Annotated in this window: 11 protein-coding genes; 5 read left to right on the top strand and 6 right to left on the bottom strand. The window is 55.7% G+C overall.

Annotation, left to right across the window (positions count from 1 at the left end; translation table 11 throughout):
- Positions 1–83: 83 nt before the first annotated feature.
- Together JUE67_RS00615 and JUE67_RS00610 are read right to left on the bottom strand one after the other, a co-directional pair.
- Entirely contained in the window at positions 84–1,757 is a 1,674-nt protein-coding gene (locus tag JUE67_RS00615) for a formate--tetrahydrofolate ligase (RefSeq protein WP_203625737.1), read from the bottom strand.
- Between the two features lie 5 nt (positions 1,758–1,762).
- Complete coding sequence (locus JUE67_RS00610) at positions 1,763–2,182, bottom strand: EbsA family protein (RefSeq protein WP_203625735.1); 420 nt, start codon at positions 2,180–2,182, stop codon at positions 1,763–1,765.
- Positions 2,183–2,206: 24 nt separating this feature from the next.
- Between JUE67_RS00610 and JUE67_RS00605 the strand changes: the two genes are divergently transcribed.
- Positions 2,207–2,584, top strand: coding sequence for a ribonuclease HI family protein (locus JUE67_RS00605; protein ID WP_203625733.1), 378 nt, complete (start codon positions 2,207–2,209; stop codon positions 2,582–2,584).
- Positions 2,585–3,032: 448 nt separating this feature from the next.
- On the opposite strand, the gene JUE67_RS00600 is transcribed toward JUE67_RS00605, so the two are convergent.
- Entirely contained in the window at positions 3,033–3,827 is a 795-nt protein-coding gene (locus JUE67_RS00600; RefSeq protein ID WP_203625731.1) for an alpha/beta hydrolase, read from the bottom strand.
- 205 nt (positions 3,828–4,032) lie between these two features.
- Entirely contained in the window at positions 4,033–4,635 is a 603-nt protein-coding gene (locus tag JUE67_RS00595) for a nitroreductase family protein (RefSeq protein ID WP_203625729.1), read from the bottom strand.
- An 84-nt stretch (positions 4,636–4,719) separates the two neighbouring features.
- Between JUE67_RS00595 and cls the strand changes: the two genes are divergently transcribed.
- Positions 4,720–6,177, top strand: a complete 1,458-nt coding sequence (cls, locus tag JUE67_RS00590) for a cardiolipin synthase (protein ID WP_203625727.1) — start codon at positions 4,720–4,722, stop codon at positions 6,175–6,177.
- A 78-nt stretch (positions 6,178–6,255) separates the two neighbouring features.
- Here cls and JUE67_RS00585 read toward each other — a convergent pair whose 3' ends face one another.
- Complete coding sequence (locus JUE67_RS00585; RefSeq protein WP_203625725.1) at positions 6,256–6,582, bottom strand: hypothetical protein; 327 nt, start codon at positions 6,580–6,582, stop codon at positions 6,256–6,258.
- A gap of 259 nt (positions 6,583–6,841) precedes the next feature.
- On the opposite strand from JUE67_RS00585, the gene nrdH reads away from it, so the two are divergent.
- The 3 genes from nrdH to nrdF all read left to right on the top strand — a co-directional run bounded on the left by nrdH (position 6,842) and on the right by nrdF (position 10,469).
- Positions 6,842–7,072 (top strand): glutaredoxin-like protein NrdH, encoded by a 231-nt coding sequence (gene nrdH / locus JUE67_RS00580; protein WP_203625723.1) that lies wholly within the window; start codon positions 6,842–6,844, stop codon positions 7,070–7,072.
- Positions 7,073–7,114: 42 nt separating this feature from the next.
- Positions 7,115–9,304, top strand: coding sequence for a class 1b ribonucleoside-diphosphate reductase subunit alpha (gene nrdE / locus JUE67_RS00575; protein WP_203625721.1), 2,190 nt, complete (start codon positions 7,115–7,117; stop codon positions 9,302–9,304).
- Between the two features lie 208 nt (positions 9,305–9,512).
- On the top strand, positions 9,513–10,469 hold the full coding sequence (gene nrdF, locus JUE67_RS00570) for a class 1b ribonucleoside-diphosphate reductase subunit beta (protein ID WP_203625719.1): 957 nt from the start codon (positions 9,513–9,515) through the stop codon (positions 10,467–10,469).
- A gap of 125 nt (positions 10,470–10,594) precedes the next feature.
- Here the strand turns inward: nrdF and JUE67_RS00565 are convergent, their stop codons facing one another.
- Entirely contained in the window at positions 10,595–12,499 is a 1,905-nt protein-coding gene (locus JUE67_RS00565) for a M13 family metallopeptidase (RefSeq protein ID WP_203625717.1), read from the bottom strand.
- Positions 12,500–12,560: the final 61 nt, after the last annotated feature.

Raw genomic sequence — 12,560 nt, 5'->3', positions numbered from 1 at the left:
GCTTGGGTCCGCCAGGTGATTGAGACCTTAGCTGCTCGAACCCGGACATTTAGCCCACGACACTGCTGTCACAGGGGTGTGTTTTAAAACAGGCCTGAGATCACGCCGTCTGCGGACACATCCATATCCAGGGCCGCGGGATGCTTCGGCAGGCCCGGCATCGTCAGGACATCCCCTGTCATCACGACCAAAAAGCCTGCGCCGAGCCGTGGTACGATGTCGCGCACGTGAATCGTAAAGCCGGTCGGCGCGCCGAGTTTCTTGGGATCATCGGACAGCGAGTACTGGGTCTTAGCCATGCAGATCGGCAAATCCGCCCAGCCATTTTTGGCAATGGTGCGCAGCGCAAGGTCCGCCTTGTGATCGTACACGACACCGCCGCCCCCATAGATCTGGGTCACGATCGTTGCGATCTTATCCTTGACCGAAGCCGCCGGGTCATACAGCGGGGTGAAGTCTGCCGGCTGGCTCAGGGCCGCGGTGACGGCATCGGCCAGCGCGAGGCCGCCTTCGCCGCCGCGTGCCCAGACGTCTGCTTCGACGGCCGTTGCTCCGCTCGCTTCGCAAAGCGCTTTGAGGTCTGACAGCTCCGCTTCGGTGTCGGAAGTGAAGGCATTGATCGCAACCACCACCGGCACGCCGTAACGTTTCATATTGGCAATGTGGCGCCTCAGGTTGGCAAACCCGGTGGCCAGCGCCTCACGATTTTCCGCGGTCAGGTCGGCCAGCTTCACGCCGCCATTATATTTCAGCGCGCGCACGGTCGCGACGATCACCACAGCATCCGGGTGCTTGCCCAATACCGGGGTCTTGATATCCATGAATTTTTCACCGCCGAGATCCGCGCCGAAGCCCGCCTCGGTGATGGCGATATCGCCCAGCGCCAGGGCCGCACGGGTGGCGATGACGGAATTGCAGCCATGGGCAATGTTAGCAAATGGGCCGCCGTGAATCAGCGTCGGCGTGTGGGCCAGCGTCTGCACGAGGTTCGGCTTGATCGCGTCTTTGAGCAGCATCGCGATCGCGCCGGTGACCTGCAGATCGCCGACCGTGACAGGCTGGCGGTCATAGGTGTAGCCGATCACGATCTTGGCGATACGCGCCTTGAGATCCGCCAGGTCGCTGGCGAGGCACAAAACAGCCATCAGCTCACTGGCGACTGTGATATCAAATTCGCTTTCGCGTGGGGTGCCAGAGGTAGCGCCGCCCAAACCGAGAACCACATGGCGCAGCGACCGGTCATTGATGTCCAGGACCCGCCGCCAAGTGATGCGCCGCGGATCGAGGTTGAGGGCGTTGCCTTGCTGGAGATGGTTGTCGATCAAGGCCGCCAGTGTATCAACGGTGGTGGTCAGCGCGTGCATGTCCCCGGTGAAATGCAGGTTGATGTCTTCCATCGGCACGACCTGCGCATAACCGCCGCCAGTCGCGCCGCCTTTCATCCCCATCACCGGGCCCAGTGACGGCTCGCGCAGCGCGATCACCGCATTTTTCCCGCGCAAGCGAAGCGCATCCCCAAGGCCGATGGTGACCGTGGATTTGCCTTCACCGGCCGGCGTTGGGTTGATCGACGTGACCAACACCAATTTGCCCTGCGGCTGATTCTGCAGACGCTTGAGTGTCGGCAAACTGAGCTTGGCTTTCGCCTTGCCGTAAAGCTCTAGATCATCCTCGGTCAAACCCACCGTTGCGGCGACCTTCACGATCGGCTGCATTTCTTCTGCTTCATTTTTTTGTGCGATCTCAATATCTGACAACCTGGTTACCCCTTTTCCATTTTGACAGTGACCCCGACAGCTTCTAAGGCAGCGGCAAGCGGCGCCGGATCTTTCAGATAGACCAACCGCACCGTGCCACAAGACTTGGCGACAAGCGTCAGTTGGTGGCCGCGAACGGTCAGCGTGGCGTCAGTCGGCGCAATGATCGTGCGACTGCTCGGCAGCAGGTGATCGATCACCACGCGTCCCGGCGCGATCACCAAGCGCGTGCGCAAGATCTGGACCAAGGCCAAGGCGATCACTAGGACCAACAAGCCGATGAAAATTGGGGAGGGCCAGCCATAACCGACGAGCTCCATTTGTAAGATCACGGAAAGACAAAGTCCGGCGGTGATCAGCCCCCAAAAAATGATAAAATCGACCCAACCGGGCTGGACGAAAAATCGGCGTCTTGTTTCAGCCACACGCACACTTCCTTAGGAGATAGAATGATTAAACTATACACAGATGCAGCGACAAAGGGCAACCCCGGACCGAGCGGAATCGGCATTTTGATCATTACAGATGGCGACCAGCTCCAAAAACACCGCGCACTGCCCGAAATGTCGAACCACCAGGCCGAGTTTGAGGCGGCAATCGCGGGTTTTTCTGCCCTCACCGCCGCCGGGCTCAGTGGCCTTGTTTCCTATTATAGCGATTCAAAGATCGTCATTGACGCCATCAACAAAGCTTACGCGAAACATTACGGTGCGGAGATTGCCCGCCTGCTCGACGCAATGGCGCCCTTCACCGTTTTTGCCCAGTGGGTGCCGGATAAAGAAAACAGTGCGCATGGGTTGGCACAACAAGGACTGCGCGAAGCATAAGGTGTGGAGGCGAGCGTTTAGGTCTGAGCAGATAGTTCGGCCTGGGCGCTTGATGGTGTATTTTGCCATCGAGCGACCGGGACGACTATCTGACTCAGACCTGCTCGGCGGAACCCGACTGTAGGGTGCGTAGCCGAGCGGTTAGGTCTGAGCAGATAGTTCGGCCTGGGCGGTTGATGGCGTATTTTGCCATCGAACGACTGGGACGACTATCTGACCCAGACCTGCTCGGCGGAACCCGACTGTAGGGTGTGGAGGTACGCGGGATGGTGGGGCAGCTAGGTCGGCTCAAGCAATTGATGGCGTCCTTTGCCGTCAAATGCTTGAGTTGCCTAGATGTCCCCGCCATGCGGACCGGAACCCGACTATAGGGTGCGTAGGCGAGCGTTTAGGTCTGAGCCGCCTCATCAAAAAAGCCGCCTCACTGAAAAGACGGCTTGCCCGACCATTACGCTGGTGGCAGATTTCGCTGCAAGAACGCGACCACATCTGCGTCGACATCGGCCAGATACCCTTTTGCATGGCGGCGCCCCGGCAGCAGGCGCAGCGTAAAAGGCACCTGATTGGCGGTGAGCGCGCCGGCCATCTGCAAGACCCCACTGCTCGGCACAAATTCGGCTAGCGAGTTGGCGAGAAACAGTGGGCCTGCTTCGGCTGTTACCCGGGTGCTTGGGGTGGCGGCGTGATAATTGGCGATAGATTGCTCGGCAAAATAATTCGTCACGAACCATTTGTAGAACTGGTCATCGCTGCCACTTTGGTTGATCGCCGCGCTGGCGGTGACATTGAACAGGCTCGTGTCCCCTTGCTTCGCCACCACATCCTTGTGCGTTGCCAGCCACTGCTCGATATCCAAGATGCCGGACAGGGAAACGGCTGGCATCCCGTATTTTAGCGCGAGCTCGACGGCCATGTTGCCCCCGGCCGAACCGCCGACTGCGGCCAGCTGCGTGGTTGGCAACGCATATTGATCCCCGATCCATTCGACCAGCGTTTCGACATCGGTCAGCGGCGTTGGGTAATGGACCGCGGGCGCATAGCGATAATTTGGCACGAACACGAGATACCCTAGCGCGTTCAGCCGCATCGCCCAATCCGCGTCTTTTTGCTTATCGCCGCGAAACCATCCACCGCCGTGAATGTCGATGATTCCGGCCTTCACAGGGGTCGTTGGCAAATAGACATCCACCTTGAGCTCATGAATCGGCTCATACACTGCATTGATCAAAATTCGGCTTGTCATGAAATCACACTCCCTCTGATTTAAGCATAGTCCCTTGTCTCACCACGCCCAAATAATATGCTCAAAGCGAGGCGGCAAACGGTCAACTTTGGAAAAAATAGGTTGGCCTTGCGATCACAGGCACCGCACGACGCGTCCCGCACCGGCCGAAAATAAAAATGCCAGCGCATCGCTGCACCGACATTTCTTTGCTATCTAATATGTGTTAATCCAGGACCTTGAAGCGATCTTCACGAGCCATGTAGTCCTTGCTGCCAGCTGGCGCTTCGATCGAGCCAAATGGCATCTGGGCGCGCAGAGTCCAATTTTCAGGAATGTCGAACGCATCTGCGACCAGTTCGTCGATGATCGGGTTGTAATGCTGAAGGGACGCGCCGATACCGTTGTTGGCCATGGTCACCCAGGCGTTGAGTTGCGCCGAACCTTGTGCTTGCTCCGCCCAAGTGGCAAAATTATCTGCATACAACGTGAAATCGTGTTCAAGCTGATGGACCACGGCGGTATCGGTGAAGTACAAAATGGTGCCGTAAGCCGCCTTGAAGCTGGCGATCTTCTCTTGGGTCTTGGCGTAAGCCGCTTCCGTTGGGACTTCAGACTTCAGCCGCTTGACCACGATGTCCCACAACTGGTCGTGCTTGTCCCCAAACAGGAAAACGGCGCGGGTCGTTTGGGAATTGAAGGCCGTTGGGGTCTCTTCGATCACCGTTTCCAGCAAGTCCACTAAGTCTTCCTTGGACTGCTTCACGTTTTTGCCCAGCGCGTAGATCGAGCGGCGCTGCTTCAACAGGTTCAACAGATCATTATTCAACAAGATAACCACCTTTATCATCAATGTAGTTTCATCGTACCAACTAATATTTAGTAAGTAAAGACTTTTTTCAGGAGGCGTCTTATGTCGATCGTCGGTTGGGTCATTATCGGCCTACTCATCTTGAACACCATCGGCGCGATCTTCACCGTGCTGCGCGAGGTCCGCGACATTCCGACCACCTGGGCGTGGCTACTTGTGTTGATCTTTTTGCCGGTCATCGGGTTTGGTATTTATCTGTTTGCCGGCCGCGGCCTGTCGAGCAAAAAACTCGAACAGATCCGCGCCGAGTACCGCAAAGGGGTCCACGCCTTTGTCGCCTTGCAAAAACGAGAGAATGCGCACGGACGCCTGCTCCCGGAAAACTCGACCGCACCCGGCGCCCAGGAATTGGCGACCCTCCTGCTCAATACCGACCAGGCCCCTGTTTTGGCCAATGACGAGGTCCATATTTTCACCGATGGCCAGGAAAAATTCGCCCAACTCTTCGCGGATATCGACGCGGCCAAAGATCACGTCTTCGTCGAGTATTACACCATTTATAATGATGAGCTGGGCAACGAGCTCCAGCGTCATCTGGTCGCCAAGGCGAAAGAAGGCGTCGATGTGAAAGTGCTGTACGACGCCTGGGGCAGCCTCGGCGCCTCGGCGCGCTGGTGGCAGCCCCTCGCCGATGCGGGTGGCAAGGCGGAGACCTTTTTTTCCTCGCGTCATTTGATCTTGGATTTTCGCCTGAACTATCGCCTGCACCGCAAGATCGTGGTGATCGATGACAAGATCGGCTTCATCGGCGGGTTCAACGTCGGCGACCAGTATGTCGGCCGCGACAAGAAGTTCGGCTATTGGCGCGACACCCACCTGCGCATCATCGGCGCCACCGCACTGGCGCTGAAGGTCCAATTCCTGATGGATTGGAACGCCACCGTGCCGGATGACCAAATGGTGCCGTATCAAGTCGAGAACGTGCAGCCCGAGCATCTCGCCGAGCGCGGCCACCTGCCGATGCAGATCGTCGCAAGCGGCCCGGACACAATGGCTCAACAGATCAAGTTCGGCTATGCCAAAATGATCTCGGCGGCGCGGCATTCGGTGTGGCTCCAAACGCCGTATCTCATTCCGGATGACACGATGCTAGATGCGCTGATCTCTGCGGCGCTGGCCGGCGTGGATGTGCGGGTGATGATTCCAGACATGCCTGACCACCCCTTTATTTTCCGGGCCAGTCAGTATTACGCCCGGCTTCTGGTCGAATCCGGCGTCAAGATCTACCATTATCAAAATGGCTTCCTACATGCCAAGACGATGGTGGTCGATGGTCGCTATGCCAGTGTGGGCTCCGCGAATTTTGACATTCGCAGCTTCAAGTTGAATTTCGAAGTCAACGCCTTTTTATACGACGAAGGACTTGCCAAAGAGCTGCAGACGATCTTTGAAGCCGACTTGAAAGAGAGCCTGGAACTGACCCCGGCGATCATTGCCCAACAGGGACGGTGGTTACGGTTCAAACAAGATTTTTCCCGCCTGCTCTCGCCGATTCTCTAACCGAAGTAAAACTGAGCACACAGACGCAAAATGGCTCAGCCGACACGAGTTGTCAGCTGAGCCATTTTTCATTAACTTCTACCGTTGCCACTGATCGAATTGCTTGGGATGCGCCGCCAGATATTTCACCGCCGCGACCACCAGCTCATCGCGTGCCGCGGTCAGTTCCTCGCCTTCTAGCTGGTAGCGGTCGACCAGATAACCGGTGGCGATCGCCTGATAATCGCGGCGGGCAGCCCCGCCATCGTTCAACAGCTCATCCAGCCCAGACAGACTCGGCGTGGCCGCCTTTGCCAGCCGCTTCGCCAGATCATCGGTCTTGATGTCGTGATTGGCCGCGTTACCGATCAGCCCATCGTTCATATCAATGATCACCGCGTCGTCCATTTTCTTATCGCGTGCCATTTTTCTCAGCTCCTTTGCAGCTTCGGATACGCCCTTAGTATAGGCGTTTGCGCCGGCCAGTGCCAAACTCTGAAGATCTTTTTGCCGATGTTGGACAAAATGATGGACAAGCTCTGGTATACTGGTTGTACAGCAATCGGGAAAAGCACTATATTGTGGGGGTTACGCAAAGTAACTACATGATGTAGTGCTTTTTGATTGACACCCCACAAAATCGTGTGTATGCTTAGGCCATACGAAAAACAAAGGACTGATCCCCATGAAGAATATCACCTTATTTACGAAAAACGGTTGCCCGCAGTGCCGCATGACCAAAAACTACCTGCGGACGCACAACATCCCCTTCACCGAACACAATATCAATGACGAGCCGCAATACATCTCCTATCTGAAGGACAAGGGATTCCAGGCTGTGCCCGTTCTTGAAGCGGACGGTCTCACTTCGTTTTACGGGTTCCGTCCTGAGGCACTGAAGCAGCTGGCTGGCTAATACAGCCGGCTTTTTTCGACCCAAATTCAAGGAGGCGCACGCATGACAGTTTCTGCTAAACCATCTCTCAAGACCCTCAAGCCCGAGGAAGTCACCTATTACGCGCTGAACAACGAGATCAACATCCCGGTCAATGGCCAGATTCCGTTGAACAAGGACAAAGAGGCGCTGGCCGCATTTCTCAAGGAAAATGTCCAGCCAAACACGGTCCAGTTCCCCACGCTCAAGGACCGGCTGGATTACCTGACCACGCATGATTACTATGAAAAAGCGATGCTGGACAAGTATTCGCTGGCATTCATGACCAAGCTCAACGATCATTTGCATGCCCAGGATTTTCACTTCAAGTCCTTCATGGCCGCCTACAAGTTTTATGCCCAGTACGCGCTGAAAACAGATGATAATGCGTATTACCTGGAAGACTTCACCGACCGCGTGTTTGCCAACGCGCTGTATTTTGCGGATGGCAACGAAGACCTGGCGTTTGCGCTTGGGGATGAAATGATTCACCAGCGCTACCAGGCTGCCACGCCGTCCTTTTTGAATGCGGGCCGGGCACGCCGCGGGGAGCTGGTCTCCTGTTTTCTGCTTCAGATCACCGACGACATGAACTCGATCGGCCGGGCGATCAACTCGGCGCTTGAGTTGTCCCGTATCGGTGGCGGCGTTGGCCTCACCTTGTCCAACCTGCGTGAAGCCGGCGCCCCAATCAAGGGCATCGACGGCGCCGCAAGTGGCGTATTGCCTGTGATGAAGCTGCTGGAAGACAGTTTTTCCTATTCCAACCAGCTCGGTCAACGCCAAGGCGCCGGGGTCGTTTACCTGAACGTGTTCCACCCGGACATCATCAGCTTCCTGGGCGCGAAAAAGGAAAACGCCGACGAAAAATACCGGGTGAAGACCTTGAGCCTCGGGGTGATCGTCCCGGACAAGTTCTATGAGTTGATCAAAGCAGACGCCGACATGTATCTATTTTCCCCGCAAAGCGTTGAGCGGGAATACGGCGAGCCGTTCTCGTATGTCGACATCACCAAGGAATACGACAACATGGTCGCCAATCCCGCGATCAAGAAGACTAAGATTCGCGCGCGCGATCTGGAAAACGAGATCTCAAAGCTTCAGCAGGAATCCGGCTATCCTTACGTTGTGAATATTGACACGGCGAACAATGCCAGCCCGATCGCCGGCAAGATCATCATGAGTAACCTGTGCTCGGAGATCATGCAGGTCCAGGTACCGTCTGCTATCAATAACAAGCAGGAATACGATGTCATGGGTAGCGATGTCTCCTGCAACCTGGGGTCCACCAATATTCCGAACTTGATGACCAGCCCAGACTTCGGTCAAAGCGTCGAGGCGATGGTCCGCGCCCTCACCTATGTCACCGATCACTCCAACATCGATGTCGTGCCGTCCGTGCAGCATGGCAATGAGCTCGCCCATTCCATCGGGCTCGGGGCCATGGGACTGCACACCTATTTTGCGCTGAACCACATGTATTACGGGGATGAAGAAGCGCTGGACTTCACGAATATTTATTTCCTTCTATTGAATTACTACACCTTGAAGGCCTCCAACAAAATCGCCAAGGAACGCGGCCAAGTCTTTCATAATTTCGAAGCCAGCAAATATGCGGACGGCTCCTATTTTGATAAATATATCGATGAGGCGTGGGCACCAAAAACTGCCAAGGTCCTAGGGCTGTTCAAGGACATCCACATTCCGACACAGGCAGACTGGGCGGCCCTTCGCGATGACGTGATGGCGACTGGCCTGTATCATCAAAACCGACTGGCCGTTGCCCCGAACGGCTCGATCAGCTACATCAACGACACCTCTGCGTCGCTTCAGCCGATCGTTAACCGCATCGAGGATCGCCAGGAAAAGAAGATCGGCACGATCTACTACCCGGCGCCGGGTCTCGCCAACGATAATATGAAATATTACCAAAGTGCCTATGACATCGACATGCGCAAAGAGATCGATGTCTACGCAGCCGCGCAGCAGCATGTTGACCAAAGCATGTCCCTCACCTTCTTCATGCGCTCGACCATTCCGGCTGGCTTGTACCCGTGGAAAGACGGGCGCACCACCAAGATGACCACGCGCGATCTCAATATTTTGCGCAACTATGCGCATCACAAGGGCATCAAGTCGATCTATTACATCCGCACGTACACGGATGATCAAGAGGAGATCGGCTCAAACGCTTGCGAATCCTGCTCGATCTAATGAGAAGTGGACAAATGTCGCGCCTGGGTCCGACAGGTCAGTGTTGCAAGCGCCAGGTCCGCATTTTGGACCGGGTGATACGACCTGAGCGGCTCAGGCCCTGACATTTGGCCCACGACACACGGGTGAGCTAGATTGGAACTGCGACTAGCCGCGGCGCCACCTCTCATTTGGGGGCGGCGCCATACATAGAAAAAGGAGTCCGAACATGGCAGAGAATTATATCGCGATCAACTGGAACGCGATCGAAGACCAGATCGACAAGGCGACCTGGGAAAAATTAACGGAACAATTTTGGCTGGATACGCGAATTCCCGTTTCCAACGACTTGGATGACTGGCGCAGCCTGACCAAGGACGAGCAATGGGTGGTCGGCCATGTCTTCGGCGGCCTCACCCTGCTGGACACCCTGCAGAGTCAAGACGGGATGCGCAGCTTGATGGACAACATCCGCACCCAACAGGAACGCGCGGTGCTGAACAACATTCAGTTCATGGAAAGCGTCCACGCGAAGTCCTACTCCACCATTTTTTCCACGCTGAACACGCCCAGCGAGATCGATGAGATCTTTGACTGGACCAACTCCAACGAGCATCTGCAATACAAGGCCAACCGCATCAACGATATTTATCAGACCGGCAGCCCACTGGAAAAAAAGATCGCGTCCGTCTTTCTTGAGACGTTCCTGTTTTACTCCGGGTTCTTCACCCCACTTTATTACCTCGGCAACAACAAATTGACCAACGTCGCCGAGATCATCAAACTGATCATCCGTGATGAAAGTGTTCATGGCACGTACATCGGCTACAAATTCCAGCTCGGGTTCAACGAACTGCCGCAAGACGAGCAGGATAAGCTCAAGGACTGGATGTACGATCTGGTCTACGATCTTTATAGCAACGAGGAAGGCTACACCCATGACCTGTACGCCAAGACGGATTGGACGGAGGAAGTGTTGACGTTCCTGCGCTACAATGCGAACAAGGCGTTGATGAATCTCGGTCAGGACCCACTTTTCCCAGACACCGCGGCGGATGTGAATCCGATCGTGATGAACGGGATCTCGACGTCGACCGCCAACCATGATTTCTTCTCGCAGGTGGGCAACGGCTATCGTCTGGGCGAAGTCGAGGCGATGAGCGATGACGATTACAAGTTTGATTAAGGGTTTCCGAATCTAAAAATAGGGGGACTGGCGCGTAAACACAGTGATGTGGCTTGCGGCGGCGGTCCTTTTTTTGCGCAAAAAAAGCCTGACTCAGGGTGCCCGAGTCAGGCTTCTTCGCGCAATTACCAGATATGGACGCGTTTTTCCGGTGCGATGTACATGCCGTCGCCTGGCTGAACGTCAAACGTGGTGTACCATTCATCCAAGTTACGCGGCTGAATGTTGGCGCGCAACTTCGCCGGGGCGTGCACATCGACAGACAGCAGGAGCTGCTGGTACGGAATGCGCGCCTTTTGCCGCCAGATCTCCCCCCAGTTGAGGAAGAAGGCATGCAGGTCGGTGTCTGGCAGATTTTGCGCCGTTTCAAGCGCCGCAGCGAGGCCACCAGCATCCGCAATATTTTCGGATACAACAAGCTTGCCGTTGACCTTACCCGCTTCCGTTTCTTGGCCCTCAAACTCGTCGATCATTTGCTGGGTCAGTTCCTTGAAGTGGTCGTAATCGGCCGGCTGCCACCAGTTGACCATGTTGCCGAACTCGTCAAACTGCGCGCCGTTGTTGTCAAAGCCATGCGAGATCTCATGGGCAATGACCGCGCCGATGCCGCCGAGGTTCTGGCTCGCGGATTGCTCGAGTGAATAGAATGGCGCCTGCAAGATCGCCGCTGGGAACGTGATGTCATTGCGGGACGGGTCATAGGACGCGTTCACCAAATGCCCAGGCATGTTCCAAGTGTTGCGGTCGACTGGCTTGGTGAGCTGTTCAACATTGAATGCATGGCGTGCCTTGCTCAGCGCGATCACGTTCGTCAGCAAGTTTGCGTCCGCATCAACATGCAGGCGGTCATAGACTTCATTGGCCTTGTCCGGATAGCCCATCTTGAGGACCATCGTGTCGAGCTTCACCACGGCCTTTTCCTTGGTCGATTGCGACAGCCAGCTGGAATTGCTCAGACGGCGCTTGTACGTCGCGATCATCTCTTTGACCAGCTTGGTGACATCGGCTTTCGCGGCTTCGCCAAAATAGGTCCGGCCGTAGTAGATGCCGATCGGTTCGGAAAAGAAGCGGTTGGCCAAGCGATATGCAGCCTTGGCCTGACTTGGCGCTTCCGGCAAACCAGAAAGCGTGCGGCCAAATGTCCCGCCAAGTTGACGCAGGTCTTCACTGAGGTAGCCGGTCAAAGACAACAGCTCATTGATGTAAGCCCAGTGCTTGTACTGGGTGAAGTGTGCGGCATCAAACAACTGGGTGAATTCCTTCAAGAAACGCGGATCGCCCACGATGATCGTGTCTGGCACCGCCGGGAACGCGGCCTTGGCATAGCCCGCAAAGTCGAAGTCACCAAACTGCGCGTCGACTTCTTCAAGGGACTGCGGGTTGTAGCCCTTCGGATAGTCAGCCCATTCTTCAGAACTCTTAACGTGCGTCGCGATCGCCGCATCAAACGCCAAGGCGTCTTCGATGGTCGCCTTTTGCTCAGCTTCATCGAGATCGGTCATCGCGATGACTTTTTCCGCCATGTCGCGCCAAACGGCCAGGAGCTTTTTGCCCTGCTCGTTGTCTGCTGCATAGTAAGTCGTGTCAGGCAAAATCGTGCCCGGGCCGACCAATTCAACGCGGTTGATCTTGGTGTTCTTCATATCCGGGTCAACGCCAGTGTTGAATGGCAGCGGGAATAAGTCCGCGTCAAGCTGCGCCGCTTTGTCGTTGAAGCTGGCAAAATCGGTCACGGCCTCCAATTCAGCCAAACGGTCCAATGCGGGCTGAATGCCTTCCGCATCGCGCTTGTCATAGTCCTTGGCGATCTGATACAGAGTCACGGCCTGGGCAAAAAAGGCATCTGGGGCCTTGCTGCTATCAGCGGCGACGGTATCAAAATCCGCCAGCAATTTCTTTTCCACTTCGTCTGCCAGGTCCTGGAAACCACCTGTCGACGGCTTGTCTGCCGGTATCTCGGCTGTCTTCGCCCATTCGCCGTTCACGGCTTCATAAAGGTCATCTTGTACGCGCGGTGTTGTGTCCGCCATATGATCACTCCTCCTGCCGGTTCTCACCGGAATTTAACTACCCTATTATTCTAATCCAAAC

Origin of the sequence: Lacticaseibacillus mingshuiensis (assembly GCF_016861785.1) — a bacterium.
GTDB lineage: Bacteria > Bacillota > Bacilli > Lactobacillales > Lactobacillaceae > Lacticaseibacillus > Lacticaseibacillus mingshuiensis.
This window is presented reverse-complemented; position numbering and strand designations above follow the sequence as displayed.